22 protein-coding genes are annotated in these 26,190 nt (G+C 63.3%); 20 read left to right on the top strand and 2 right to left on the bottom strand.

The window, feature by feature from the left end; translation table 11 throughout:
- The first annotated feature begins 132 nt into the window (after positions 1 to 132).
- From ACX3OZ_RS02885 to ACX3OZ_RS02835, 11 genes are all read left to right on the top strand, one after another.
- Complete coding sequence (locus ACX3OZ_RS02885; RefSeq protein WP_459103773.1) at positions 133 to 1,524, top strand: UDP-N-acetylmuramoyl-tripeptide--D-alanyl-D-alanine ligase; 1,392 nt, start codon at positions 133 to 135, stop codon at positions 1,522 to 1,524.
- A 27-nt stretch (positions 1,525 to 1,551) separates the two neighbouring features.
- Positions 1,552 to 2,637, top strand: coding sequence for a phospho-N-acetylmuramoyl-pentapeptide-transferase (gene mraY / locus ACX3OZ_RS02880; RefSeq protein WP_459094938.1), 1,086 nt, complete (start codon positions 1,552 to 1,554; stop codon positions 2,635 to 2,637).
- A gap of 375 nt (positions 2,638 to 3,012) precedes the next feature.
- Positions 3,013 to 3,837, top strand: a complete 825-nt coding sequence (locus tag ACX3OZ_RS02875) for a hypothetical protein (protein WP_459094939.1) — start codon at positions 3,013 to 3,015, stop codon at positions 3,835 to 3,837.
- A 145-nt stretch (positions 3,838 to 3,982) separates the two neighbouring features.
- Positions 3,983 to 5,152: an FtsW/RodA/SpoVE family cell cycle protein gene (locus tag ACX3OZ_RS02870; RefSeq protein WP_459095462.1), complete on the top strand. Its 1,170-nt coding sequence runs from the start codon at positions 3,983 to 3,985 to the stop codon at positions 5,150 to 5,152.
- Positions 5,149 to 6,261 carry an undecaprenyldiphospho-muramoylpentapeptide beta-N-acetylglucosaminyltransferase gene (murG, locus tag ACX3OZ_RS02865; protein WP_459103772.1) on the top strand — a complete coding sequence of 371 codons (1,113 nt, stop codon included), beginning with the start codon at positions 5,149 to 5,151 and terminating at the stop codon, positions 6,259 to 6,261. Before ACX3OZ_RS02870 ends, murG begins: the two co-directional genes overlap by 4 nt.
- On the top strand, positions 6,258 to 7,676 hold the full coding sequence (murC, locus tag ACX3OZ_RS02860; RefSeq protein WP_459103771.1) for a UDP-N-acetylmuramate--L-alanine ligase: 1,419 nt from the start codon (positions 6,258 to 6,260) through the stop codon (positions 7,674 to 7,676). The genes murG and murC overlap by 4 nt, the downstream gene beginning before the upstream one ends.
- The gene (gene murB / locus ACX3OZ_RS02855; RefSeq protein WP_459094942.1) at positions 7,673 to 8,650 is read left to right on the top strand and encodes a UDP-N-acetylmuramate dehydrogenase; all 978 of its coding nucleotides are present in this window, start codon (positions 7,673 to 7,675) and stop codon (positions 8,648 to 8,650) included. Before murC ends, murB begins: the two co-directional genes overlap by 4 nt.
- A 40-nt stretch (positions 8,651 to 8,690) precedes the next feature.
- On the top strand, positions 8,691 to 9,611 hold the full coding sequence (locus tag ACX3OZ_RS02850; protein ID WP_459094943.1) for a D-alanine--D-alanine ligase: 921 nt from the start codon (positions 8,691 to 8,693) through the stop codon (positions 9,609 to 9,611).
- Positions 9,599 to 10,591: a cell division protein FtsQ/DivIB gene (locus tag ACX3OZ_RS02845; protein WP_459094944.1), complete on the top strand. Its 993-nt coding sequence runs from the start codon at positions 9,599 to 9,601 to the stop codon at positions 10,589 to 10,591. The genes ACX3OZ_RS02850 and ACX3OZ_RS02845 overlap by 13 nt, the downstream gene beginning before the upstream one ends.
- Positions 10,588 to 11,901 (top strand): cell division protein FtsA, encoded by a 1,314-nt coding sequence (gene ftsA / locus ACX3OZ_RS02840; protein WP_459103770.1) that lies wholly within the window; start codon positions 10,588 to 10,590, stop codon positions 11,899 to 11,901. The genes ACX3OZ_RS02845 and ftsA overlap by 4 nt, the downstream gene beginning before the upstream one ends.
- 187 nt (positions 11,902 to 12,088) lie before the next feature.
- Positions 12,089 to 13,072, top strand: a complete 984-nt coding sequence (locus ACX3OZ_RS02835; RefSeq protein WP_459094946.1) for a magnesium transporter CorA family protein — start codon at positions 12,089 to 12,091, stop codon at positions 13,070 to 13,072.
- A 90-nt stretch (positions 13,073 to 13,162) separates the two neighbouring features.
- Here the strand turns inward: ACX3OZ_RS02835 and ACX3OZ_RS02830 are convergent, their stop codons facing one another.
- Positions 13,163 to 13,624, bottom strand: a complete 462-nt coding sequence (locus ACX3OZ_RS02830; RefSeq protein WP_459094947.1) for a VOC family protein — start codon at positions 13,622 to 13,624, stop codon at positions 13,163 to 13,165.
- 235 nt (positions 13,625 to 13,859) lie between these two features.
- Between ACX3OZ_RS02830 and ftsZ the strand changes: the two genes are divergently transcribed.
- The 7 genes from ftsZ to ACX3OZ_RS02795 all read left to right on the top strand — a co-directional run bounded on the left by ftsZ (position 13,860) and on the right by ACX3OZ_RS02795 (position 23,569).
- Entirely contained in the window at positions 13,860 to 15,527 is a 1,668-nt protein-coding gene (gene ftsZ, locus ACX3OZ_RS02825) for a cell division protein FtsZ (RefSeq protein WP_459094948.1), read from the top strand.
- Positions 15,528 to 15,638: 111 nt separating this feature from the next.
- A complete protein-coding gene (gene lpxC / locus ACX3OZ_RS02820) occupies positions 15,639 to 16,595 on the top strand; it encodes a UDP-3-O-acyl-N-acetylglucosamine deacetylase (protein WP_459094949.1) in 957 nt (318 codons plus the stop codon).
- A 95-nt stretch (positions 16,596 to 16,690) separates the two neighbouring features.
- Positions 16,691 to 17,527 carry an outer membrane protein assembly factor BamD gene (locus ACX3OZ_RS02815; RefSeq protein ID WP_459094950.1) on the top strand — a complete coding sequence of 279 codons (837 nt, stop codon included), beginning with the start codon at positions 16,691 to 16,693 and terminating at the stop codon, positions 17,525 to 17,527.
- A gap of 232 nt (positions 17,528 to 17,759) precedes the next feature.
- Positions 17,760 to 19,430, top strand: a complete 1,671-nt coding sequence (gene recN / locus ACX3OZ_RS02810) for a DNA repair protein RecN (protein WP_459094951.1) — start codon at positions 17,760 to 17,762, stop codon at positions 19,428 to 19,430.
- Positions 19,431 to 19,608: 178 nt separating this feature from the next.
- Positions 19,609 to 21,810, top strand: a complete 2,202-nt coding sequence (gene ligA / locus ACX3OZ_RS02805) for an NAD-dependent DNA ligase LigA (RefSeq protein WP_459095463.1) — start codon at positions 19,609 to 19,611, stop codon at positions 21,808 to 21,810.
- A gap of 18 nt (positions 21,811 to 21,828) precedes the next feature.
- Positions 21,829 to 23,088 (top strand): hypothetical protein, encoded by a 1,260-nt coding sequence (locus tag ACX3OZ_RS02800; protein WP_459103769.1) that lies wholly within the window; start codon positions 21,829 to 21,831, stop codon positions 23,086 to 23,088.
- Positions 23,089 to 23,107: 19 nt separating this feature from the next.
- Entirely contained in the window at positions 23,108 to 23,569 is a 462-nt protein-coding gene (locus tag ACX3OZ_RS02795; RefSeq protein ID WP_459094953.1) for a YqhG/Tai3 family protein, read from the top strand.
- A gap of 183 nt (positions 23,570 to 23,752) precedes the next feature.
- Here the strand turns inward: ACX3OZ_RS02795 and ACX3OZ_RS02790 are convergent, their stop codons facing one another.
- On the bottom strand, positions 23,753 to 25,576 hold the full coding sequence (locus tag ACX3OZ_RS02790) for an aminopeptidase P family protein (protein WP_459094954.1): 1,824 nt from the start codon (positions 25,574 to 25,576) through the stop codon (positions 23,753 to 23,755).
- Between the two features lie 115 nt (positions 25,577 to 25,691).
- On the opposite strand from ACX3OZ_RS02790, the gene ACX3OZ_RS02785 reads away from it, so the two are divergent.
- On the top strand, positions 25,692 to 25,823 hold the full coding sequence (locus tag ACX3OZ_RS02785; protein ID WP_459094955.1) for a hypothetical protein: 132 nt from the start codon (positions 25,692 to 25,694) through the stop codon (positions 25,821 to 25,823).
- Between the two features lie 126 nt (positions 25,824 to 25,949).
- Positions 25,950 to 26,081, top strand: coding sequence for a hypothetical protein (locus ACX3OZ_RS02780; protein WP_459094956.1), 132 nt, complete (start codon positions 25,950 to 25,952; stop codon positions 26,079 to 26,081).
- The last annotated feature ends 109 nt before the right edge of the window (positions 26,082 to 26,190 follow it).

The raw sequence follows: 26,190 nt of genomic DNA, 5'->3' as shown, positions 1-26,190 counted from the left end.
AGAGGTCGGCGCGCAGCGCCGTGTGAGGGGGCCTGTCCCACGCATTTCACTCGGCAAAGGCCCCCTCACCCGACCCAAGAGGGTCGACCTCTCCCCCAGAGGGAGAGGTGCAGCCAGCGGCAAAATTTATTCATGACCCAGCCCCTCTACACCATCGACGCCATCCTCGCTGCGACCGGCGGCAGCACGGAGCTCGATCCGTCCACCCCGATCAATTCCATCTCCATCGACTCCCGCGAACTCGGGCCCGATGCGCTGTTCGTCGCCATCAAGGGCGACCGCTTCGACGGCCATGATTTCGTCGAGACGGCGCTGGCCAATGGCGCGAGTGCCGCGTTGGTCAGCCGGGGCGTGGGAGAACGCCGCATTGTCGTGCCGGATGCGCTGGAGGGGCTCTCCAATATTGCCCGCGCCGCCCGCGCGCGCAGCCGCGCCATCATCGTCGGGGTGACCGGCAGCGTCGGCAAGACCACCACCAAGGAAGCCATCCGCGTGGTGTTCGAGGCGGCGGGGCAGACCCATGCCTCGATCAAGAGCTTCAACAATCACTGGGGCGTGCCGCTGATGCTGGCGCGGCTGCCCGAGACGGCGCAGTTCGGCGTTTTCGAAATGGGCATGAGTGCGCCCGACGAAATCCGGCCGCTGTCGCAGCTGGTGCGGCCGCATATTGCCGTCATCACCACCGTCGCCCCGGCGCATCTCGAAGCCTTCGGCTCGCTGGATGGCATTGCCCGCGCCAAGGCGGAAATCTTCGCCGGCCTCGAAGCGGGCGGCACTGCTGTGCTCAATGCCGACCACCCGCAGATCGACCTGCTGCTCGCAGAGGCCGAGGCAGCGGGCGTGGCGCGCGTGGTGACCTATGGCGAGACCGAGGGTGCCGACTGGCAGATTGTCGATGTGGAAATCGTCGCCGGCCGCAGCTTTGCCACCGTCATCCATCAGGGCGAGCGCCATGCACTGCTGCTCAATGTGCCCGGCCGCCACATGATCGCCAACGCCACTGCGGCGCTGGCCGTGGCCTATCTGGCCGGCGTCGAGCCGGAGGTAGCGCTACGGGCGCTGGCCGGTTTTGGTGCGCAGGCAGGGCGGGGGGCGCAGAGCCGGCTCGGCCCCACGGCCAAGCCGCTGCTGCTGATCGACGAAAGCTACAATGCCAATACCGCCTCGATGGCGGCGGCGCTCGACGTGTTCGCGGCCCAGCCGGCGCTGGGGGGGCGCAAGGCAATCATTCTCGGCGACATGCTTGAGCTGGGTCCGCAATCGGCAAATCTGCATGCCAGCCTCGCGCCGGCGGTGATCGCTTCAGGCGCCGAGCTTGTCTATCTGGTGGGCGCGGAAATGACCGCATTGGCCGCTGCGCTCGGCCCAGACCGGGTGACCGCCCATGCCCAGACGGCAGCGGATATGGCGGAGATCGTGCTCAACGATCTTGCCTATGGCGATGCAGTTATGGTCAAAGGGTCCAACGGCGTGGGGCTGAACAGCATCGTGGACAAGATCCGCCATCGGTTTGACGACAACTGATCCCACCCAACAAGGACCCTCCCTTTCATGTTGTATTTTCTCGGCCAGTTGGGTGACGCGCTCTCGGCGTTCAACGTTTTCCGCTACATCACCTTCCGCACCGCCGGCGCGGTGATCACGGCGCTGTTCTTCGTGTTCATGTTCGGTCCCGGCATGATCGCGCTGCTTCGCCTGAAGCAGGGCAAGGGCCAGCCGATCCGCGAAGACGGTCCGGCCGGGCATTTGCTGACCAAGAAGGGCACGCCGACTATGGGCGGGCTGATGATCCTGTCCGGCGCGGTGTTTTCGACGCTGCTCTGGGCCAATCTCAGCAATGGCTATGTCTGGGTGGTGCTGTTCGTCACCGTGGGCTTTGGCGCCATCGGCTTTTACGACGACTATCTCAAGGTCAAGCGCATGAGCCACAAGGGCTTTGGCGGCAAGCAGCGCCTGTTGCTCGAAGCACTGATCGGCGGCATCGCGGCCTTTGCCATTTCCCAGCTGGCGCAGGGCTCCTATGGCACCTCGCTGCTGTTCCCCTTCGTCAAGGATCTGGCGCTCAATCTGGGCTATTTCTACATCCTGTTCGGCGGTTTCGTCGTCGTCGCCGCCGGCAATTCGGTCAATCTTACCGATGGGCTGGATGGTCTGGCCATCGTGCCGGTGATGGTCGCCGCCGCCTGTTTCGCGCTGATCGCCTATCTCGTCGGTAGCGTGAGCTTCTCCGATTATCTGCTGCTCAACTATGTGCCTGGCACCGGCGAATTGTCGGTGGTGTGCGGCGCGCTGATCGGCGCCGGGCTGGGCTTTTTGTGGTTCAATGCGCCCCCGGCGCAGATCTTCATGGGCGACACCGGTTCGCTGGCCCTGGGCGGCGCGCTCGGCTCCATCGCCGTCGCCACCAAGCATGAAATCGTGCTGGCCATCATTGGCGGGCTGTTCGTGCTGGAGACCGTTTCGGTCATCGTGCAGGTGGTGTCGTTCAAGCTGACCGGCAAGCGGGTGTTCCGCATGGCGCCGATCCATCACCATTTCGAGCACCTCGGCTGGACTGAAAGCCAGGTGGTGATCCGCTTCTGGATCATCTCCTTCGTGCTGGCCCTGATCGGGCTGAGCAGCCTCAAGCTGCGCTAGACGCTGAGGGGCGGCGCGGCCTTCGGCCCCGCCCCTCACGCCGCCGCTTCCGTGGCGGAGTCCCTGCGCGATCCAGCGCAAAACGAACACCACAAATGCCGCCAGCCGCCGCCGCGTCGGCCTCGCCTTGGCGCTCGCATCGCCATTTGCGGGCTTGGGACGTTAGACGAAGGTCTAGTCCCGAAAGTTATCCTTCATTTTCAACTATTAAAACGATTTAACTCTGGCATTTCAGCGTTCTGGCGGCAAGTTTCATAAACTTAAGCTAAAATAGCTGAAGCATAGTTAGCCTTTACATTCCGTCTTCAGGGGGAGGCTTGCGAGCGTAAGTGATTGAGTCCGATCATTTCGCAGCTTTTTATTGGAGATTTTGCCATGAAAAATCGTGTTCTTACGGTTATTGCTGCCGCGATGCTTACGGCGACGGCATTTGCGCCGGCGGCGTCGGCACAGAGCCTTTTGGGTCTGGTCGGCGGGGGTGATAGCGGCGCGCTCATCACCTTGAGTAATGGGTCGGCCGGGGATTCCGGGGCGATCAATCTTGGGCTCGGCGGTGGCAACGGCAATCTGCTGGATGCCAGTGTGCTGCCGAATTCCGGTGGCTCGCTGGTTGATGCCAATGTCAGCCTTGGCGGCAGCAAGGGCCTCGTCGACGCCAATGTTGGCCTGCTCAATGGCGGCGTGACCGTCGATGCCAATGTCGGCGGCAGCAAGGGGCTGGTCAATGTCGGCGTCGGTGTTGGCAATAATGGCGGCGGCGGCAACGGCGGCGGCGGGAATGGCGGTGGCGGGAATGGCGGTGGCGGCGGTGGTGGCGATAACGGCGGTGGCAACGGTAACGGCGGCAATGGCGGTGGCAACGGCGGCAATGCTGTGGCCGTTCGGGGTGGCAGTGGCGGCGGTGGTGCCGCTGTCTGTGCCGGCGCTGATCCGACCAAAGCGTGGGGCCTGTTCGAAGGCACCTCGTTCTCGGGTTGGGAGCGTGCCTCCAATATCGAAATCATCGCAGTGCAGCTGTGCCCCGATGACCGGCAGAAGATCTCCCAGATGATCCGGGGGCAGCACAAGCATGGTCAGTTGCAGCAGGCCGTGCGCTCGGATGCGCTGATCAACGCAGCGCTGAGCCGTTCGCCCTACAACGCGGAGCGGGTGCTGGGCGTCGATCGTTCCGGTTCGCGGCTGAAGGTCTATGTCTATTAAGCTGCCGCTTCCTTGATCCGTGAGGCCCCGCGACCCGTTTGCGGGGCCTTTCTTTTGCAAAACGCAATGCTGATTTGGAAATCGGTAACCAACCGGCTGTTACAATTGCAGCTAGTTTGTATCGAGTAGCCCCGGCCTTGTGATGATGTTCTCCCGTGCTGAAAAGACGCCTCTGGCCGAGTGGTGGTGGTCGATTGACCGGGAACTGCTTGGGGCCCTGATCCTGCTGATGACCTGCGGCATGGTGCTGAGCTTCGCGGCCAGCCCGCCAGTGGCCGAGCGGCTGGGCCTGTCGCCCTGGCACTTCGTCATCCGCCACGCCATGTTCTGCATCCCGACACTGGCGGTGATGGTGGCGACCTCGTTCCTCACCCACCGGCAGGCGCGCATCGGCGCCTTGGTCACGCTGGTGATCAGCCTGGCGCTGCTGTGGGCCACTTTGCGCTTCGGCACCGAGGTCAAGGGCGCGCGGCGCTGGATTTCCTTTGCCGGCCAGTCGATCCAGCCCTCCGAATTCGTCAAGCCGGCCTTTGCCGTGCTGGGCGCCTGGCTGTTCTCGGAATCGATGATCCACAAAAACGTGCCGGGTAAAATCCTGGCCTCGGTGATCATGCTGGCGATTGTCGCCGGCCTGCTGCTGCAGCCCGATATCGGGCAGACCGCACTGGTGGTTGCCACCTGGGCGGTACTGCTGTTCCTGGCCGGAATTTCCTGGTTCATCATTTTTGGTATGGCCGGCTCGGCCCTGGCGCTGCTGTTTGGCGCCTATGTGTTTTTCCCGCACGTGTCGCGCCGTATCGATACCTTCCTCAACCCCGAGGGCGGCGGCAATACCTACCAGATCGACCGCGCCCTGCAGTCGCTGCTCGAAGGTGGCTGGTTCGGCCGCGGGCCGGGCGAATCCATCGCCAAGAAGCTCATTCCCGATGCTCATGCCGACTATGTGTTCTCGGCGGCGGCGGGCGAATTCGGCATCCTGTTCTGTCTGGTGCTGGTGGGGCTGATCGCCTTCATCGTGCTGCGCGCCATGATGGGAGCACAAAGGCAGACCAGCCTGTTTGCGCGTCTTGCCGCATCGACTTTGGCCATCCAGTTCGCCATGCAATCGGGTATCAACCTAGCCGTGAATCTCAATCTCATGCCGCCCAAGGGCATGACCTTGCCCTTCGTTTCCTATGGCGGCACCTCGATGATCGCCATCGCCTTCGGCATGGGGCTGATGCTCGCTTTTACCCGCACCAAACCCGAGGAACGCATGGCCACCGGCATCCCCAGCTACAAGAGCGCCATCGCGCCGCTGGCGCCCGCAGAATGAAGAAATTTGTTTTGATGGCAGGCGGCACGGGTGGACATCTCTTCCCGGCCATGGCGCTGGCGCAGGAGCTGGGGCGACGCGGCCATCTGGTCGAGCTGATGACCGATCATCGCGTCGAAAGCTACGGCGCCGATTTCCCGGCCAGTGCCATCCATATAGTACCCTCGGCCACGCCGTCGCTGCGCAACCCGATCAAATTCATCACCGGGGGCCTGACCATTGTCGGCGGCATTGCCGTGGCCTTTGGCAAGCTGCGCCGGAGCAAGCCCGACTGCGTGATCGGCTTTGGTGGCTATCCTACCTTTCCGCCCTTCATTGCCGCCCATTTCCTCGGCATTCCCGGCATTCTGCATGAGCAGAATGCGGTGATGGGCCGGGCCAATCGGGCGCTGGGGCGGTTTGCCGACCTGCTCGCCATGAGCTTTGCCCAGACCAAGTTTTCCGAGACGCTGAATCTGGAAAAAATCGTCACCGGCAATCCGGTGCGCGACCGGGTGCGCGCCGTATCGATCACGCCCTATCCCGAGCTCACCGTCACCAGCCCCATTCGTCTGGTGATCTTCGGCGGCAGCCAGGGCGCCAAGGCGCTGTCCGACATCGTGCCGGCTGCCATCGCACTGATCCCCGAGGCGCTGCGCCAACGGCTGCAGATCGTGCAGCAATGCCGCGCCGAGGACCTTGACCGGGTGGCCGAGATGTATCGGCGGGCCAAGGTCAATGTGGAGCTGGCATCGTTCTTCGCCGATCTGCCGGAGCGGATTTCGCGCAGCCATCTGGTGATTGGCCGCTCCGGCGCCTCGACCATTGCCGAGCTGACAGTGCTGGGCCGACCGGCCATTCTGGTGCCGCTGCCCGGCGCCATCGATGCCGACCAGAAGAATAATGCGCTGGTGGTGGAAGCCGCCGGGGGCGGGTGGGTGGAAGAGCAGGCCACGCTGTCGCCTCAATCGCTAGGCACTCGCCTCACGGACCTGTTAACCGACCCTGCCAGCCTGATTAATGCCGCCGCCGCCGCCCGTTCGCTGGGCCAGCCGCGCGCCGTCGAGAAGCTGGCGGACCTCGCCGAAATGCTTTCCGGCCGAAACCTCGAAGTGGATACGCGCTCATGAATATGCCGGAAACTCTAGGCCCAGTGCACTTTGTCGGCATTGGCGGCATCGGCATGAGCGGCATCGCCGAAATTCTGCACAATCAGGGCTATATCGTGCAGGGCTCGGACGCCTCGCTCAACCCCAATGTGCAGCGGCTGCGCGACATGGGCATCACTATCCATATCGGCCAGTCAGGCGATAATCTGGGTGAAGCCGAAGTCGTGGTGATTTCCTCGGCGATCAAGAAGGACAATCCCGAGCTGATGGCCGCGCGCGCCCGGGCGCTGCCGGTGGTGCGTCGCGCCGAGATGCTCGCCGAGATCATGCGCTTCAAGAACGCCATCGCCATTGGCGGCACCCATGGCAAGACCACCACGACGACGCTGGTGGCGACCCTGCTCGATGCCGGCGAACTCGATCCGACCGTCATCAATGGCGGCATCATCAACGCCTATGGCACCAATGCCCGGCTGGGCGGCGGCGACTGGATGGTGGTGGAGGCCGACGAAAGCGACGGCACTTTCGTCAAGCTGCCCGCCGACGTGGCTGTGATCACCAATATCGATCCCGAGCATCTCGACCACTACAAGGATTTCGACGGCGTCAAACGCGCCTTCCGCCAGTTTGTCGAGAACGTACCCTTCTACGGCTTTGCCGTGATGTGCCTCGACCATCCGGTGGTGCAGGTGCTGGTCGGCGAAATTCAGGACCGCCGCGTCATCACCTATGGCACCAACCCGCAGGCCGACGTGCGGCTGGTCGATCTGCAGACCATCAATGGCGTCAGCCATTTCGCCATCGAAATCCGTGACCGCATCCGCCAGACGCAATTGCGCATCGATGGGCTCGAACTGCCGATGCCGGGCGAGCACAATGCGCTCAACGCCACCGCTGCCATCGCCGTGGCCGATCAACTGCGCGTGCCGGCCGATGCCATCCGTAGGGGGCTCAAAGGCTTCTCGGGCGTCAAGCGCCGCTTCACCAAGACTGGCGAAGTCGGCGGCATCACCATCATCGATGATTACGGCCATCACCCGGTCGAAATCGCCTCGGCCCTGCGCGCGGCGCGGCAGTCGACCCGCCGCGATGTCATCGCCGTGGTGCAGCCGCATCGCTATTCGCGCCTGCATGATCTGTTCGACGATTTCGCCGCCTGCTTCAACGATGCCGATACCGTGCTGGTCGCTCCGGTCTATGCCGCCGGCGAACAGCCGATCGAGGGCGTGACCCATGAGGAACTGGTGCATCGCATCATCGCCCTGGGCCACCGCGACGCCCGTGTGCTCGACCGCTCCGAAGACCTCGCCAGGCTGATCGCCAGCCGCGCCGAGGATGGCGACTATGTCGTCTGTCTGGGCGCCGGCAATATCACTCAATGGGCCGCCGCGCTGCCGGGCGAACTCGGCGCGCTGCTGGGCCAGGAGGCAAAATGAGCTATCCCGATCTGATCCCGCAGCTGCAGCCCTGGATTGCCGAAGTCCGCGGTCGGCTGATCCCCAATCAGCTGCTGAGCGAAGTCACCTGGTTCCGCGTCGGCGGTCCGGCGCAATTGTTCTTCACTCCGGCCGATGAAGCCGATCTCGCGTTTTTCCTCAAGAACCTGCCCGCCGAAATCTGTACTACGGTGATCGGGCTGGGCTCAAACCTGCTGATCCGCGATGGCGGGCTCGACGGCGTGGTGATCCGCCTCTCGGCCAAGGGCTTTGGCCAGGTCGAAGTGCTGGACGATCACCAGATCCGCGTCGGCGTCGCGCTGCCCGACGTCAAGGTCGCCACGGCTGCCGCCGAGGCCGGCGTTGACGGGCTGAGTTTTTATCGCGGCATTCCCGGCGGCATTGGCGGGGCGCTCTATATGAATGCCGGCTGCTACGGCACCGAAACCCGCGACCGCATGGTCGAGCTGCGCGCCGTGACTAGGCAGGGCGACATCGTCACCCTGAGCAATGCCGAGATGGGCTACCACTACCGCAAGTCGAACGGTCCGCGCGGGGCGGTGTTCACCTCGGCAGTGTACCGGGGATTTGCAGGAAAACCGGAAGAAATCTTGCAGAATATGCGAGAAATCACCGAGAAAAGAGAGAGCAGTCAGCCGACAAAAGCCAAGACTGGCGGCTCCACTTTCAAAAATCCCGAAGGCCATTCGAGCTGGAAACTGGTCGACGCCGCCGGGGGCAGGGGCCTCAAGGTCGGCGGCGCGCAGATGAGCGAACTCCACGCCAACTTCCTGCTCAACGTCGACAACGCCACCGCGCTCGATATCGAAACGCTGGGCGAGACGGTGCGCAACAAGGTCCGCGCCAATTCGGGCATTGAATTACAATGGGAAATTCGCCGCATGGGCCATTTCCTGCCCGGCCAGGAAGTTCGCGAATTCCTCGATGGCGATGTGTTCACGGGGGCGGTGTGACCGCCTTGCTTCATACCCATAATCAAGATCGGACCCAGCCATGACCAAACACGTCGCCGTCCTCATGGGCGGCTGGTCCAATGAACGCCCGGTATCGCTCGCCTCGGGCGCCGGCTGTGCCGCCGCGCTGCGTAATGCCGGCTATCAGGTCAGCGAAGTCGATGTTAATCGCGATATTTTCAATGTGCTGACAGCACTTAAGCCCGATGTGGCGTTCAATTCGCTGCATGGCACCTTCGGCGAAAGCGGCATGATCCAGGGCGTGCTGGAGCTGCTGCAGATCCCTTATACCCATTCAGGCGTGCTGGCCTCGGCGCTGGCGATGGACAAGCACCAGTCCAAGATCATGTTCAAGGCCGCCGGCATCCCGGTGACCGACCACGTCATCGTGTCGCGGGCCGAAGCGGCGCGGGCCCATGTCATGCCGCCACCTTACGTCATCAAGCCGATTGCCGACGGGTCGAGCTTTGGCGTGTTCATCGTCAAGACCGGCACCAGCCACCCGCCGCAGGAGATCCTGCGCGAGGACTGGAACTCGGGCGAGATGGTGATGGTGGAGCGTTATATCCCCGGGCGTGAGCTGACCTGCGCGGTGATGGGCGACGTGGCGCTGGGCGTCACCGAGATCGTTACCGATCTGGGCTTTTACAATTATGAGGCCAAATACGCTAAAGGCGGTTCAGTCCACATTATTCCGGCCCAGCTGCAACCGAAAATTTACGACAAAGTGCAAAAGCTGAGTCTAGCCGCGCATGCGGCTCTTGGTTGCCGGGGCGTGACGCGGGCGGACTTCCGCTACAACGACGCTGCCGGTCCCGATGGGGAACTGGTCTGCCTTGAGATCAATACCCAGCCGGGCATGACCGAGACGTCGCTGGTGCCCGAACAGGCTTTGCATGCCGGGCACTCCTATGAAGATCTAGTCGCCTGGATGGTGGAGGACGCGAGTTGCAACAGGTAAAAAGCGAGACCTTTCTCGCTGGCGCGCGGATGATCGATCCTCGTGCATTGCCTGTTCCTGTCCGTTCGCCCCGGCGCAAGCTCGCCAATAATCTCGGCCGTGCCTGGGTGTTGCACCGCAAGGCCATGTTGCGCGGCGCTGCCATCGCGGCGCTGCTGGTGACCGCTGTCGGCCTTTATGAATTGCGCGCGCCCATCGGCATGGCCGCCGCCACGCTGGGCGATGTGGCGCAGGGGCGCTTTGCCGCCTCGGGCCTCGCCATCGGCGAAATCTCCATTTCCGGCCAGACGCTGACCAGCGAACAGGCCATTTTCGACGCGCTTGGCATCGAGCCCTATACCTCCACGGTCGCCTTCGATGTCGAAGCGGCGCGCCAGCGGGTGGGCGACCTGCCGGCCATCGCCAGCGTCACCGTGCGCAAAACCTATCCGGGTGACGTCATTGTCTCCGTCACCGAAAAGCTGCCGGTGGCGCGCTGGCGCGTCGATGGCATCACCTTTGTGGTTGATGCGACCGGCGAGCAGATTGGTGAGGATCGTGGCGCCTATCACGATCTGCCGCTGGTCGTGGGCGACGGTGCCAATGACGATGCCATGGTGATGATCCGCGCGCTCGACCAGCATCCGGCGCTCAAGGCCGATCTGGTGGCGCTGTCGCGCATTGCCGACCGACGCTGGGACCTGATCTACGACACCGGGCTGCGGGTGCAGCTGCCCGAGCTGGGCGTGGCGCGCGCGCTGCGCAACCTCGAAGCCTACCAGGCCAATTTTCAGTTGCTCGACCGCGACCTGACGGTCATCGACATGCGCGTGGACAGTTTGGTGGCGGTGCGCCCGACCAAAACCGATGCCGAACTGGCCGCCGATGAAAAGGCCCGCAAGGCCGCCATCATCGAGCGTGCGCGGTCGGGTCAGCCCTATCCGATGCCACCCCGCACGCTTCCCTCCCTCACTCTTGGCCAAGCGACCACCCAGCAATGATGACCGATGCCATGACCTCCCGGCTTCGCCCCGTTCAGCCCGGCAAGACCTCGCTGGTCGCCGTGCTCGATATCGGGTCGACCAAGATTTGCTGCGTGATCGCCCGGCTCACCCCGCGCGCCGAAGGCAAGGCGCTGCGTGGCCGGACCCATCGGGCCGAAGTGATCGGCTTTGGCTATGGCCCGTCCTCGGGGGTCAAGAGCGGCGTGGTCACCGATATCGAAAAGGCCGAACAGGCCATCCGCTCGGTCGTCGGCATGGCCGAACGGGCGGCTGGGCTGACGCTGGAAACCGTCATCGTCAACGTCACCGCCGGCCGGCTCGGCTCGGAAACCTTCTCTGCCGCCGTCTCGCTCGATGGCCAGGAAGTGGAAAAGGGCGACATCCATCGCGTGCTGCGCGCTGTCAACGAGCGCAGCGTCCGCCCCGAGCGGTCGATCATTCATGCGCTGCCGATAGGCTATTCCCTCGACGGGCAGAAGGGCATCCGTGACCCCAAGGGCATGGTCGGCGACAAGCTCGGCGTCGATGTCGCCGTGGTCAGTTCGGAAACGCTGGCGATGCGCAATCTCGAACTGGTGCTGCATCGCTGCCATTTGCAGATCGAAGCGCTGATCGCCACGCCCTACGCTTCCGGCCTCGCCACACTGGTCGATGACGAAGCCCAGCTCGGCGTGGCCTGCATCGACTTTGGTGGTGCGACCACCACTGTCTCAGTGTTCAATGACGGCCATCTGGTTTGCGCCGATGCCATTGCCATTGGCGGCCATCATCTGACCCTCGATATTGCCCGCCAGCTCTCGGTCAGTGTGGCCGATGCCGAGCGGCTCAAGACATTTTACGGTTCGGTGCTGCCCGGTCAGGCCGATGAGCGCGACCTCATCGCCATCCAGCCGGTTGGCGCCAGCCATGACGAAGCGCCGGGGCAGGTGGCCCGTTCGGTGCTCACCCGCATCATGCGCCCGCGTATCGAGGAAATCCTCACCGCCATCCGTGACCGGATGCAGGCCACCGGCATGATGGATGTCTGCGGCCGCCGTTTCGTGCTCACCGGTGGCGCCAGCGAAATGACCGGCCTGCCCGAAGTGGCGCGTCGCACCCTGGCCCGCAATGTGCGCACCGGCCGGCCGATGGGCATTGCCGGCCTGCCGGAAATGGCCAAGGGCGCGGCCTTCGCCACCGTCGCCGGCATGCTGATCTATCCGCAGGTCTGCGCCAAGGAATATGCCGAGCCGCGCGGCAGCCGCAAGCTGATCGGTACCGATGGCTATTTCTCCCGCGTCGGCAATTGGCTGCGCAGCAGTTTCTAGGCGCGGTTGACATGGGGTCGTGGTCGGCGCAACAGAGGCCGTCTTGATGGCCTCGCCATTGCATTATCGAGAAACACTCATGAACCCCGACAGTCGCAGTTCGACGTCGCCTCTGCTTATCGCCTCCCGCTGCTGACGGCATTGCTGCTGGGCGGGCCGGGTGCGGTCATTGCCCAGGAGTTAGCCTATGTTGCGCAGCTATCAGAATAACCTTGCCCGGCTGGTTGAAGTCCCCACTGCCGAACTGAGCACGGCCACCAATCTGGTGTGGCTGGACCTGCTTCATCCCACGCCAGAGGAAGAAGCGCTGGTCAACGGCCTGTTGGGCATCGAGATTCCGACCCAGGCCGAGATGGAAGAGATCGAGCTGTCGGCCCGGCTCTATACCGAGGACGGCGCCGAGTTCATGACCATGACGGCGCTGTCGGGCCTCGATACCGACGATCCGGTCAAGACGGCGATCACCTTCATTCTCAAGGGCACCACGCTGGTCAGCGTGCGCTTCGCCGATCCCAAGCCGTTCCTCGCCTATACGTCTCGGGCGCAGAAGCCCAAAAGCGTCGCCTGCAAGACCGGCGCCGACGTGTTCCTGGGGCTGCTGGAGGCGATGACCGACCGCACGGCCGATGCGCTGGAGCGGCTGGGCAATGAGATCGACCAGATTTCCCGCGATGTGTTCCGCAAGAAGAATTCCACCGCTGAAAAATTCCAGCAGGATCTGCGCTCGATCATCGAGCAGATCGGCGGCAAGGCCGAATTGCTGACCATGGTGCAGGAAAGCCTGGTCAGCGTGTCGCGGCTGACCGCCTATCACGGTGCCTCCAACGAGGGCGCGACCAAGGCGGCCCGCGAGGCCCGCCAGCTGTCCAAGCTGATCCAGCGCGATGCGCTGTCGCTGGGCGAGCATGCGCGGACGCTGTCCAACAAGATCAATTTCCTGCTCGATGCGACGCTGGGGCTGATCAATCTTGAGCAGAACCAGATCATCAAGATTTTCTCGGTCGTGGCGGTGGTGCTGCTGCCGCCGACGCTGATCGGTTCGGTCTATGGCATGAACTTCGACATCATGCCCGAACTGCATTGGGATTTTGGCTATCCCTTCTCGCTGGGGCTGATGGTGGCCTCAGCAGTGCTGCCGTTCCTGTATTTCAAGCGCCGCGGCTGGCTGTAGCGGCGAGCACTCAAGATGGGCCCCGGCGCAAGGCCGGGGTGACACCGTGGTTGGGGCAATGACTCAAGACGCGCTGGCATCGGAGAGGCGTTACCCTCCGGCATAGGCCTTTTCCAGGTCGGCGATGACGAGCTTCTTCATCTTCAGCATCGCCTGAGTGGCGCGGCCGGCGGCGGCTTTGTCGTGCCCGAGGACTGTGGTGTACATCTGCTTGGGCACCACCTGCCAGGACAGGCCGAAGCGGTCCTTACACCAGCCGCACATGCTTTCCGCGCCGCCATTGCTGACGAAGGCGTTCCAGAAATAGTCGACTTCGGCCTGATCGGCGCATTCAATCATGAAGCTGACCGCTTCGGTGAATTTGAATTGCGGCCCGCCATTGAGCAGCATGAATTTGTGTCCCTCCAGCTCGATAATGGCGGTGAAGGCCGGCCCGTTCGGGTCCTGGTGGGTCACCTCGAGCACCTTGGCGCTCTTGAAGGTCTCGGTGTAAAATTTGATGGCGTCGTCGATGCGGTCATCGAACCACAGGCAGGGCATGAGCTTGGTCATGATCGTTCTCCTCTTAACGTCCTGAACTTTATCCAGAACCAATATGTTATATTGCTAAATGGTTATATGAAGCCTGTCAAGCCGATCCGGGGGCGGCGTGGTTAACATTGGGTCAATCCGTAACGCCCCTGTGTCGCAAATTGCGTTCACGTTAACACCCGTGAGACAATTGTTAGGGGCCGGTTAACGTTTGGGAGGGTAAATCTTTACCAACCACGCCACTATGAGGCCATTCATGACCATCAACCTCACCATCCCGGATATTCAGGAACTCAAGCCACGCATCACCGTCTTCGGTGTTGGCGGTGGCGGCGGTAACGCCGTTAACAATATGATCGAGTCCGGGCTCGATGGGGTCGACTTTGTCGTCGCCAATACCGACGCCCAGGCTCTGGCCCTGTCCAAGGCCCAGCGCATCATCCAGCTCGGCGTCGGTGTTACCGAAGGCCTCGGCGCTGGCTCGCATCCCGAAGTGGGTCGTGCGGCCGCCGAAGAGAGCTGGGACGAGATCAACGACCATCTCAGTGGCTCGCACATGGTGTTCATCACCTGCGGCATGGGCGGTGGTACCGGTACCGGCGCTGCGCCCGTTGTGGCTCGGGCAGCGCGCGAGCAAGGCATTCTGACCGTTGGCGTGGTCACCAAGCCCTTCAACTTCGAAGGCAATCGTCGCACCCGTCTGGCTGACGATGGCATCGATGAGCTGCATCGCCATGTCGATACGCTGATCGTCATCCCCAACCAGAACCTGTTCCGCGTTGCCAACGAGAAGACCACCTTTGCCGACGCGTTTGCGATGGCCGATCAGGTGCTGTTCTCCGGCGTCGCCTGCATCACCGATTTGATGGTCAAGGAAGGCCTGATCAACCTCGACTTCGCCGACGTGCGCGCCGTGATGCGCGGCATGGGCAAGGCGATGATGGGGACCGGCGAAGCCTCGGGCGAAGATCGTGCCCGTCACGCCGCCGAAGCCGCCATTGCCAATCCGCTGCTTGACGATGTGTCGATGCAGGGCGCGCGCGGTCTGCTGATCTCCATCACCGGCGGTCCGGACCTGACACTGTATGAAGTCGATGAAGCGGCCAGCCGCATCCGCGAGGAAGTCGACCCCGATTGCAATATCATCCTGGGCGCGACCTACGATCCGAGCCTCACCGGCACGCTGCGCGTGTCCGTCGTGGCCACCGGTACCGACGCCACCATGGTGCAGGCCCTCGAGCCGGCTAAGCCGCATGCGTCGCGCACTCCGCTGGAAGTGCGTCGTCATGTGCCGGTCGAGCCGACTCGCGTGCAGGTCGAACGGGCGTCCGTGACCACGCCGGCCATGTCGCAGGCGATCGAGCATCAGGTCGAAGCGGCCGTGGCCGAGGCGTTCCACGCCGACTCCGCGCCGGCCCATTATGGTCATGAAGACGATGGCGTCTTCGTCGAGCCCTATACGCCTTCCGCCACTGAGAGCCTGCATGAGGCCGACGAGCCGGTCGCCATGGAAGAACAGCCGGTGCCAAGCGTCTATGTGCCGTCGCACGCGGCGCGCCCCGAGGGTCAGCGCCGCATGCCGCGCACCGAGGAGCTGCCGATTGTTGCGAGGCGGACACAGGAAGCGCAGGAACGTCCTGAGGCAGAACCGCGCAATGCGCGCGCTCTGTTCAAGAAGCTGGCCTCCAATGTCGGTCTTAATCTGGGTCAGCCCCAGCCGGCTCCGCGCGAAGAAATTTCCTACGCCGCCGCTGACGACGCCGCTGCCCGCAGTGCCATAGAGGCAGGCGGCGCAAGGGCTTCGCGTGCCGGTGCGCCGCTGGACGGTGCCCGTGGCAACCTTGATGCTCATGGTCGCCAGCCGGCCCCGGCGCCGCAGAAGGAGAGCCTCGAAATCCCGGCTTTCCTGCGCAAGCACGGTTAACGGCGCGCCGCCAATTCGAGAAAACATTACTCGGTGCGACTTTCGCACCGAGTTTTTTTTGGCTAACACAGTGCCGGACGTTCAGGGCCTGGGGTCGGAGTAATATTGCGTATGCACAAACTGTCCACGCGCCAGCGTACCCTTTCGGCTGCGATCAGCTTTTCTGGCTATGGTGTCCATAGCGGGCAGCCGGTGACCATGACGATCAAGCCGGGCCCGGCGGATTCTGGCATCACCATCTGCCGCGAGCTGGGCGATGGCACCACCACCGTACCCGTACAGGTGCATTTTTCGCGCGTGACCCGCACGACGCTCTGCACCACGCTCGATCTGGGTGGCAGCATCAGCGTCGCCACCATCGAGCATGTCACCTCGGCCCTTAGCGGAATGGGCGTCGATAATGCTCTCATTACCCTCGATGGCGGCGAATGCCCCATTCTGGACGGCAGCGCGCGCCCCTTTGCCGAAGCTATCCTGCAGGTCGGTCTCGACATCCAGCCGGCGCAGCGAAAATTCCTCAAGGTCATCCGCGCCGTCACCGTGCGCAACAATGACGCTTTCGCTGCCCTCGAGCCCTATAATGGGCGGGCGCTTGATCTCGAGATCGATTTTGACAGCAAGGTCATCGGCCGCCAGCGCATGATCTTCGACTGGACGCCGCGCCGCTATTATGAAGACGTGTCGCGCGCCCGCACTTTCGGTTTCGTGCGCGATGCCAAGATTCTGCGCCAGGCCGGCTATGCGCTGGGCTCCAGCCTCGACAATTCCATCACGGTACACGAGGATCGTATCCTCAATCCGGGCGGGCTGCGCTATGAGGACGAGTTCGTCCGCCACAAGTTGCTCGACGCCATTGGCGATCTGTCGCTGGGTGGGCTGCCGATCTGGGGGCGCTTCCGCTCCTATAAGGGTGGGCATGCGCTTAATGCCCATGTGCTGACCGGTCTCTTTTCCAGCGAAGCCAACTATGAGATAGTCGGCGCAGAGGACCTGCCACTGGAATTCGAAGCCTTCGAAGACCAGCCGGATGGGTTGGAGGTCAATCATTACCTGCGGTCCGTGCGCTGACCCCCGAAGGGGGGCGAGGCGTAGCGCCACAGTTTTGATCCATTTACTAACTACGCCGCCGCAATGCGGTTTTCGTTATAAGGACGGGGCAGTTCGTGACAGTTGACGCAATTGGTGGTTTCACCAGCCGGGCCGCCCGGTTCCTCACCGTTGCCGTGATGGTGGCGGTGCTCGCCGGCTGCAGCCTGTTCGGGCCAGTCAAGAACAAGGAAGAGCCGATCATTCCGGCCGCCACGCTGTATCAGAAGGCGCTGGACGATATGGATCGCCAGTATTTCGCCACCGCGATCAAATCGCTGGAGCAGCTGGATCGCCAGCACCCGCGCGATCCGATGGTGGAAAAGTCCAAGCTGATGCAGGTCTATGCCAATTACCGCAGCGGCAAGCTGAACGAGGCGATTCTCGCCGCCGACCGCTTTATGGCGCTGTATCCGAATGGCAAGGACGCAGCCTATGTGCTGTATCTCAAAGCCAATTCCTATTTCGCCCAGATCAAGGACATCACCCGCGACCAGCAATTGTCGCGTGATGCCATCGACACCTACAGCTTGGTGATTTCCAACTATCCCAAGTCCGAATACGCCAACGACGCCAAGGAAAAGCTGCTGGTGGCGTTTGACCAGCTGGCGGGCAAGGAAATGTCGGTTGGCCGTTACTATCTGGGGCAGGGCCAGTACACCGCGGCCATCAACCGCTTCCGCGTGGTGGTGGAAACCTGGCAGACTTCGACTCACATCGAGGAAGCCCTGTTCCGCCTGACCGAAGCCTATCTGTCGCTGGGCCTGACCAACGAAGCCGCGACTGCTGCCGCCGTGCTGGGCCACAATTATCCGTCCAGCACCTGGTACAAGCAGGCCTTCGAACTGCTGGGCAAGCAGGGCCTCGCCCCCGCTGTCAACAATGGCAGCTGGATGGCCGGGCTGAAGAAATAACGTCGTTGAAGTAATTTGTTGCTAGTTTGTTCCGGGGCGCTAAGATGCGCCCCGGTTCGTTTGTGTGGATTGCTTGGCGTGATCTGGCCGAATCCTCGACGTCAGTCCCGCAGCGGCGGGAATCTCCCTGTGCGAAAGGGGGATTCCCGCTTTCGCAGGCATGACGCCCTGATGGTAAGACTAAGACAAGATCTGCGCCGCTTGGCGGCCGAAGTTTGGGAATAACCCGCGCATGCTGAACGCGCTCTCGGTTCGCAACATTGTTCTTATCGACCAGCTCGATCTGGCGCTCGATGGTGGCATGACCGTCCTCACCGGCGAGACCGGTGCCGGAAAATCCATTCTGCTCGACGCCCTGACCCTGGCGCTGGGCGGGCGCGGCGACGCCTCGCTGGTGCGCAGCGGGCAGGAGAGCGGGCAGGTGGTTGCCGTGCTGCAACTGGCCGCCGATCATCCGGCCCGCGCGGCGCTGCGTGACAATGCCATTCCCGACGACGAAGACGTGATCCTGCGCCGGGTACAGTTTGCCGATGGCCGCACCCGCGCCTTCATCAATGATCAGCCGGTTTCCGCCGCCTTGCTGCAAAAGGTCGGCGGGCAGATCGTGGAAATCCACGGCCAGCATGACGACCGGGCATTGGTCGATGGTGCCACTCACCGCGCCACTCTCGACGCTTTTGGCGAGCTGGAAGGCCAGGTCGGCAAGCTGCGCGACGCCTGGCAGGATCTGGCCGACGCTCAGGACGCCGTGGTGGCGCAGCAGGCGCTGGTGGCCCAGGCGCTGGCCGCCGAGGACTATGCCCGCCATACGGTGGAAGAACTGGGCAAGCTCAAGCCAGCGACCGGGGAAGAGGACGAACTGGCCGAGCGCCGCCAGCATTTGCAGCAGGTCGAGCGGTCCGCCGCCGATGTCATCGAAATCGACGGCATGCTCAACGGCCCGTCGGCGCCCGCGCCGGCCCTGGCCAGCCTGATGCGCCGGCTGATGCGCAAGATCGATGGTGGCTCCAGCCTGTTCCAGCCCATCGTTGATTCCCTCGACGCCTCGCTCGCCGCCCTCGACCACACCGGCGACGCCCTCGAAGACCTCAAGCGTGAAATGGCCTATGATCCGGCCGAGCTGGAAAGCGTCGAGGAACGCCTGTTCGCTCTGCGCGCCGCCGCCCGCAAGCACCAGACCAGCTGCGACGGGTTGGCCGACGTGCTTGCCAAATATCGCGACGATCTCGAAACCCTGCAAAGCGGCGAGACGCGGCTGACGGCCCTCCAAGCCGCTGAAGCCAAAGCGATGGACACCTATCGCAAGCTCGCCACGACGCTGAGCGCCGGGCGCGCCAAGGCCGCTGCGGCGCTGGGCAAGGCGGTGGGCCTTGAGCTGCCCGACCTCAAGCTGGGCGCAGCCAAATTCATCGTCGACCACCAGATCGACACCGCCCGCATCGCCGCTTCCGGCTTTGACCAGATCGCCTTTCACGTCCAGACCAATCCCGGCACCGCCGCCGGCCCGTTGCTCAAGGTGGCTTCGGGCGGCGAACTCAGCCGGTTCCTGCTGGCGCTCAAAGTGGTGCTGGCCGACCGGGGCTCGGCTCCGGTGCTGATTTTTGACGAAATCGACACCGGCGTCGGTGGCGCGGTCGCCGACGCTATCGGCCGCCGGCTGGCGCGCCTTGCCGGCAAGGTGCAGGTGCTGGCGGTAACCCATGCCCCCCAGGTGGCGGCACGGGCCCAGCGCCATCTGCTGATCGAAAAGCAGGCGGTCAAGGAAGGCGCGTTCATGCGCACCCACGTCAAGCCGCTGGACAATGCCGCCCGCCAGGAAGAAGTCGCCCGCATGCTGGCCGGCGCCCAGGTGACCGACGAAGCCCGCGCCGCCGCCAGCAAGCTGCTGAGCGAAGTGGGTTAGGGGATAGCTCAACATACCCCCTCCCAACCTCCCCCTGACAAGGGGGAGGCGCCGCGCGGTGGGCGTGGCACGATGGAGCCCGATCCTCGATGTGTACCGCCCCCTATCAGGGGGAGGTTAGGAGGGGGTATCCTCTTCACAACCAACAGTACTGGCCGCCGAGTATTTCATGACCGACCTGTCGCAAAAACCCGTTGATGAGCTGACCGAAGCCGAGGCGCAGGCTGAGCTGGCGCGGCTGGCCGAGGCCGTTGCCGCCGCCGATGTCGCCTATCACCAGAACGACGCCCCCGAGATCACCGACGCTGCCTATGATGGGATGCGCCGGCGCAATGACGCTATCGAGGAAGCCTTTCCGGCGCTGGTGCGCGATGACAGTCCGTCCAACTCCGTCGGCGCGCCGCCCGCGGAAGGCTTTGCCAAGGTGCGCCACGCCGTGCCGATGCTCAGCCTCGCCAAGGCCTATAGCGACGAAGACGTGGTCGATTTCATCACCCGTGGCCGGCGCTTTTTCGAGCGCGACAAGGACCTCGAAATCGCTTTCACCGCCGAGCCCAAGATCGACGGGCTCTCCGCTTCGCTGCGCTATGAAAATGGCGTCTTCGTGCAGGGCGCGACGCGCGGCGACGGTGCGGTAGGCGAGGATATCACCGCCAATCTGCGCACTATCAAGGATATTCCCGAACGGCTCGCCGGCTCGGGCTGGCCCGAGAACATCGAAATTCGCGGCGAGGTCTATATGACCTATGCCGAATTCCAGGCATTGAAAGCCCGTTCCGCTGCCGCTGGCGGTCAGGATTATGTCAATCCGCGCAATACCGCAGCCGGCTCGCTGCGCCAGAAGGACGCCTCGGTCACCGCCAGCCGCAATCTGCGCTTTTTCGCCTATGCCTGGGGCGCCATCACGGCAGACCCGGCGCCGACGCAATATGAGGCGGTGCAGAAATTTGCCGAATGGGGCTTTCAGGTCAGCCCGCTGATGGTGCGGGCCAATTCGGTGGACGAACTGATCGCGCAATATCGGCTCATCGAAGAGCAGCGCTCCTCGCTCGGCTACGATATTGACGGTGTGGTCTACAAGGTCGACCAGCTCGAATTGCAGCGCCGCTGGGGCTTCGTTACCGGTGAGCCGCGCTGGGCCGTGGCGCATAAATTCCCGGCCGAACAGGCGACCACTGTCATCAAGAAGATCGACATTCAGGTCGGTCGCACCGGAACGCTGGCACCGGTAGCGCGGCTGGAGCCGGTTACTGTCGGCGGCGTGGTGGTGGAAAACGTCACGCTGCACAATGAGGACTATATCAAGGGTTTCGACAGCTTTGGCCTGCCGATCCGCGAGGGCATTGATATTCGCCTCGGCGATACCGTGGTCATTCAGCGGGCCGGCGACGTCATTCCCCAGATCGTCAGCGTGGTGCTGGAGAAGCGCCCAGCTGACGCGGTGCCCTATGAATTTCCCCAGACCTGCCCAGTTTGCGGCTCGCCGGCCACGCGCGAGCTGAACGAGAAGACCGGCAAGGAAGATTCCCGCCGCCGCTGCACCGGCGAATTGATCTGCCCGGCGCAGGCCATCGAACGGCTGCGCCATTTTGTGTCGCGCGGGGCGCTGGATATCGAAGGCCTGGGCGCGGAAAACATCGACCTGTTCTTCAATGCCGGCCTGATCAAGACCGCCGCCGATATCTTCACCCTCAAGGATCGCCGGGCCGAGGTCACCCATGCCATGGCGACGCGGCGCGAAGAGCAGGCGCTCGCGCGCGAAGCCGCTTCGGGCAAGACGCGCAAAAATGTCCGTAGCGTTGAGGACCGCAATTATGAGGGGCTCGACAAGCTGTTCGCTGCCATTGATGCGCGGCGCAATCCGGAGCTGGACCGGTTCATCTTCGCGCTGGGCATCCGCCATATCGGGGAAACCACGGCGGCGATGCTGGCGCGGACCTTCTCGACCATGGAAGAATTGATGCGCGTCGGGAAGGCAACCGCTGCCGCTGAGGACCCGCTGACGGTGTTCCCTTCGGTCGATGGCATTGGTGGCACGGTGATCAAGGCGCTGGTCGATTTCTTCGGCAATCAGCGCAATGACGATGTGGTGGAGGCGCTACTCGCCCAGGTGCAGCCCAAGCCTTATGTGGTGCAGGTTTCGGCCGATAGCGTAGTGGCGGGAAAGACGGTGGTGTTCACCGGTTCCCTCGAAAAAATGACACGATCGGAGGCCAAGGCTATGGCTGAACGGCTGGGCGCCAAGGTGGCCGGGTCGGTGTCGGCCAAGACCGACATTCTGATTGCCGGGCCGGGCGCCGGGTCCAAGCTGAAAACTGCCGAGGCGCTGGGCGTCGAGGTGATCAGCGAGGATGAGTGGTTCGTGCGCGTCGGCAAATAGCCACACGGGGATTAGGCCATGCGAGGATTGAGAACTGCGGCCGTCGCCGCCCTGCTGCTGCCCGTGGCGGCGCAGGCCAGCGAGTCCGGCGATCAACTCGCCCTGCGCCTCTATGACGGCACGCTGGGGGAGGCGCGCGACACCGTCCTCCGACAATGTGGCGAACGCCATTCTGACGCCTGTTTCGCCGCCGGGCTGCTGAGTTTGGTGGATGGCGTGGAAGCGGCGGCGCAGGCGTTTCACCGTCATGGCGCCGCTACGCCCGGCATGCCCATTGCGGCCAGATTGCTGGGGGTGGGGCCTGACGATACGCCCGGCGGCCCCGCCAATCCTGATCCGAAGCCGCTCAGTTATGAGCAGCTATACGCCATCCTCGCCGATTTCGTGACGGCGCTGGATACGGCATGCGGACATTTCGAAAATGCCGGCGCGGCGGGCGATTACGTCATCAGCATCGATCCGCTCAGGGTGCGCATTGATCTCGATGGTAATGGCACGGCGGACGCGCATGAAACGCTGGGCGCCTTGCTTGTTTCAGTCGGTTATTTCGCCGATATCCCCTTTGCCGATGCCCCATCGCAAGCGGTCGCGGATACCAGCATCGGTTTCGATCGCGCCGACGCGCTATGGTTTGCCGGCTATACCCAGATTGTCGCGGCGCCGATCGACCTGCTGCTGGCGCATGATTTCTCCGGCTTGTTCAATGCCTATCTGCACCGGATATTTCCCAAGGCCGGACTGCCGATGCAGGATTTTGCCGTTGGCGGCTCGCTGTTCATGGATGCGCAGAGCGATGGCGACATTGCCGATTTGATCGCCGCCATCCACACGCTGGATTTCTCGGTGACCGACAGCGCGCGGCTGGCCGGAGTGCTGGAGCGGCTGAAAGCCATCACCGGCTTTTCCCGCCGCAACTGGGAAGCCATCCTCGCCGAAACAGATGACAATCGCGAGCTGGTGCCGTCCCCACGCCAGACCTCCATCGTGCCCGACATGGCGGTGACGCAGGAGATCGTCGACGCCTGGCTCGCCACGCTGGATACGCTTGATCAGGTGTTCGCCGGCGAGCTGCTGGTGCCGCATTGGCGCTTCAAGCAGGGCTTTGATCTGAAAGCCTATTTCGAGACGGCGACGGAAACCGATCTGGTGCTACTGCTCACCGGGTCCGGCGCACTGCCCTTCCTGCGGGATGGGCCGGTGGCCGATGCGCAGAGCTTTGCTGCCGCCAATCGCAGTTTTGGGGCTGACTGGCTCAACTACGCCTTCTGGTTCAATTAGCGTCACCTGGAGAATCACCATGCGCCTAGCCGCACTCGCCGCCGGCCTGTTCTTGACCCTGACCGGGTTCGCTGCCGCCCAACCCTATGAATCGCCAGAAGCGCTGCTCGAAGCCTTTTACGAGCCCTATTTCAGTGGCGATTTTTACGAGGACGAGACCCAGTTCCGTTCCGAGGCGCTGCAGGCGCTCTACGACAATGACGCCGAAATCACCCCCGAAGGCGAAATGGGCGCCATCAGCTTTGATCCCTATATCGATGGTCAGGACTATGAGGTCACCGATCTGGTGATCGGCACGCCCGCCATGGATGGCGATGCGGCCACGGTGGAGGTCAGCTTCAAGAATTTCGGCCAGCGCCGCCGCCTCGTCTATGAGCTGGTGCTGGAAGACGGCTGGAAGATCGACGATGTGGTATCGACCAGCCCGGATAATCTCTATCGTCTGAGCGAGATTTTTGCCGAGGCGGCAGCGGCGTATTAGGCGGCATCCTTTCAGTCGACACCCTCCCCCTTGCGGGGAGGGATCAAGGGTGGGGGCGCGGGCGCTGAGCTTGCGGAGCCAAACCCCCACCCAGCTCGATCAAGGACTTAGCGCTGGGCTAAGTCCCTATCTCGCTGTCCCTTCCCGCAAGGGGAGGGTGACGCCGGTGGGTGGGCAGCCGTCCTAAACCGCCGCCGTCGCGCCCTTCAGCCAGTCCCGCACATTGCCCGTGACCTTGGGCCCGATCTCGGCCCACACCCGCTGGTGATAATCATCCAGCCACGCCCGCTCATCATTCGTCAGCAGTGCGGTGTCGATCAGGCGCTTGTCGATCGGGGCCAGGGTCAGGGTTTCAAACTCGAAATAGCCGGGGAATTCGGTGCTCTCGATCACGGTGATCAGGTTTTCGACGCGGATGCCGTATTCGCCGGTCTTGTAGTAGCCCGGCTCGTTGGAGATGACGTTGCCCGCTTCGAACGGGATGGTGTAACGCGGCGAAATCCCCACCGGGCCTTCATGTACGCCGAGATAGGCGCCGACGCCGTGGCCGGTGCCGTGATTATAGGTGACGCCCGCCTGCCAGAGAAACTGGCGCGCCAGAATATCGAGCTGGGCGCCGGTGGTGGCCTTGGGGAAGCGCGCCATGGAAATGGCGATCATGCCCTTGAGCACCCGGGTGTAGCGGTCGCGCTGTTCCGCGGTCGGGGTGCCGGTGGATAGGGTGCGGGTAATGTCGGTGGTGCCGGCCAGATATTGTGCGCCGCTATCCACCAGCATGAGTTCGCCGGGGTTGAGCCGGCGGTCGGTCTTGGTGGTCACCCGGTAGTGGACGATGGCGCCATTGGGGCCGGCGCCGGAAATCGTATCGAAGCTGGCGTCGACGCAGCTCTCGTCCTCGCGGCGGAAGGCCTCCAGGGCGGTGACGATGCCGATTTCAGTCAATTCGCCGCCCGGCGCCGTCGCATCGAACCAGGCGAGGAATTTGGCCATGGCCACCCCGTCCAAAACATGCGCTTCGCGCATGCCGGCCAGCTCGGCCGGGTTCTTGCGCGATTTCGGCAGCAAGACCGGGTCGCGCTTTTCGACCAGCGTTGCGCCGGCCTCGCTCAGCGCTGCTACGATGGCCTCGGGCGCGCTGGCAGGGTCGATCAGCACGGTCTTGCCGGCCTTGCCCAGCTTGGCCAGCGCGGCTGGCAGGGACGGGCTGCTGGCCAGCTTGGCCACGCCGTCCAGTGCGGTATGCACCGCATCGGTGATCTTGGCCGGGTCGAGATAAAGCGTCGGCTGGCCCTTTTGCGGCACGATGGCAAAGCCGAGCACGAAGGGGGTGTTAGGCACGTCGCGGCCGCGCATGTTGAACAGCCAGCAGATCGATTCCGGCAGCGTCAGCACGGTTGCGTCGGCATGGTCGGCGGCCAGTGCCGCCTGGATTTCGGAAATCTTGTCGGGGGCAGCCTGGCCGGCCCGGTTGTGGCCGAGAAATTCGATGGTCGAGACTGGGGGGGCCGGGCGGTCGGGCCAGACGGTGTCAACCAAATTGGGGCCGGGCACTAGTTTCGCCCGGCCCTCGAGCTTGGCGGCCAGGTCGCGGATTTCGCCGGGCGTATGCAGCCAGGGATCATAGGCAATGGTGCCGAGCTTGGGCACATAGTCGGCCACCTGGGGCGACAACCCGCCCAGCAGCCACTCATGAACGGTGAATTTAGCGGTATCGGTCTGGGCCGGAGCCTGCAGCGTATAGCGGCTATCGACGAACAAGCCGGCCTTCTTGGCGCCCACCATGGCCAGCCCGGCCGAACCGGTAAAGCCGGTAAGCCAGGCCAGTCGTGCTTCGCTGGCCGGCACCGATTCGCCACGATGCGCGTCAGCGCGGGGGATGAGGAAGCCATCCACCCCGGCCTGACTCATCGCTTCGCGCAATGCGGCAAGACGCGGAGCGACTGTCTTGCTGTCGGTTTTTTCCTCAAAGCTCTGGAAAATGGTGGCTGGAAAGCTCTTTGCGGTCATGAACGGATCGGTTCCTTGCGCCGGGCTGCGCCCCGGACATGGCTGTTGTGCGGCTTTGGGCATGGCATATCGCCCACTACCGCCTACCTTAGTCGCAGAACCAAGGAGAACGAAGATGGGCAAGGACAAGAATTTCGTAGCGCGGGCATTTGACGCGCTGATCGCCGGCCGCGAGCGCGAAGCACGCCTCTATGTCGAGCGCTTCGAGCGCAGCTACCCGCGCCTGAACAACAAATTTACCAAATAGTAACGGGACTTGCGGGGGACGCAGGGCTGGTCTGAGACAAAGGACCTAACCAAATCCTACCCGCCAGCCTAAACAGAGCATGACGGCGGCAACAGACTTCCGTCATCGCGTGCATGGAGACAGAAAATGACCGAGAGCAAGAACGATTTCCGCAAGGCCCTGGGCTCCGTCCTCGACGCCCGTGGTCGTGAATCGAACCGCCAGGTCAGCTATCGCATGCAGCACCAGCTGATCGGCGCGTTCACCAAGCGTCCGTAAGGATGCCGCAGGAATTGCTGACGACACTGTCGATCCCCGGAGCCCGCTTCGGGGATTTTGCTTTTTAGGCAGGGTGATCTGGGGATGGGCCCCGGCTCAAGGCCGGGGT

The organism is Devosia sp. A369 (assembly GCF_054489345.1).
The sequence above is the reverse complement of the archived record's forward strand: the minus strand, read 5'-3'. Positions and strand labels throughout refer to the sequence as shown.

Coding starts and splice junctions, on each gene's coding strand:
- ACX3OZ_RS02885 (WP_459103773.1), top strand. CDS start 133: ATGACCCAGCCCCTCTACACCATCGACGCCATCCTCGCTGCGACCGGC.
- mraY (WP_459094938.1), top strand. CDS start 1,552: ATGTTGTATTTTCTCGGCCAGTTGGGTGACGCGCTCTCGGCGTTCAAC.
- ACX3OZ_RS02875 (WP_459094939.1), top strand. CDS start 3,013: ATGAAAAATCGTGTTCTTACGGTTATTGCTGCCGCGATGCTTACGGCG.
- ACX3OZ_RS02870 (WP_459095462.1), top strand. CDS start 3,983: ATGTTCTCCCGTGCTGAAAAGACGCCTCTGGCCGAGTGGTGGTGGTCG.
- murG (WP_459103772.1), top strand. CDS start 5,149: ATGAAGAAATTTGTTTTGATGGCAGGCGGCACGGGTGGACATCTCTTC.
- murC (WP_459103771.1), top strand. CDS start 6,258: ATGAATATGCCGGAAACTCTAGGCCCAGTGCACTTTGTCGGCATTGGC.
- murB (WP_459094942.1), top strand. CDS start 7,673: ATGAGCTATCCCGATCTGATCCCGCAGCTGCAGCCCTGGATTGCCGAA.
- ACX3OZ_RS02850 (WP_459094943.1), top strand. CDS start 8,691: ATGACCAAACACGTCGCCGTCCTCATGGGCGGCTGGTCCAATGAACGC.
- ftsA (WP_459103770.1), top strand. CDS start 10,588: ATGATGACCGATGCCATGACCTCCCGGCTTCGCCCCGTTCAGCCCGGC.
- ACX3OZ_RS02835 (WP_459094946.1), top strand. CDS start 12,089: ATGTTGCGCAGCTATCAGAATAACCTTGCCCGGCTGGTTGAAGTCCCC.
- ACX3OZ_RS02830 (WP_459094947.1), bottom strand. CDS start 13,624: ATGACCAAGCTCATGCCCTGCCTGTGGTTCGATGACCGCATCGACGAC.
- ftsZ (WP_459094948.1), top strand. CDS start 13,860: ATGACCATCAACCTCACCATCCCGGATATTCAGGAACTCAAGCCACGC.
- lpxC (WP_459094949.1), top strand. CDS start 15,639: ATGCACAAACTGTCCACGCGCCAGCGTACCCTTTCGGCTGCGATCAGC.
- recN (WP_459094951.1), top strand. CDS start 17,760: ATGCTGAACGCGCTCTCGGTTCGCAACATTGTTCTTATCGACCAGCTC.
- ACX3OZ_RS02800 (WP_459103769.1), top strand. CDS start 21,829: ATGCGAGGATTGAGAACTGCGGCCGTCGCCGCCCTGCTGCTGCCCGTG.
- ACX3OZ_RS02795 (WP_459094953.1), top strand. CDS start 23,108: ATGCGCCTAGCCGCACTCGCCGCCGGCCTGTTCTTGACCCTGACCGGG.
- ACX3OZ_RS02790 (WP_459094954.1), bottom strand. CDS start 25,576: ATGACCGCAAAGAGCTTTCCAGCCACCATTTTCCAGAGCTTTGAGGAA.
- ACX3OZ_RS02785 (WP_459094955.1), top strand. CDS start 25,692: ATGGGCAAGGACAAGAATTTCGTAGCGCGGGCATTTGACGCGCTGATC.
- ACX3OZ_RS02780 (WP_459094956.1), top strand. CDS start 25,950: ATGACCGAGAGCAAGAACGATTTCCGCAAGGCCCTGGGCTCCGTCCTC.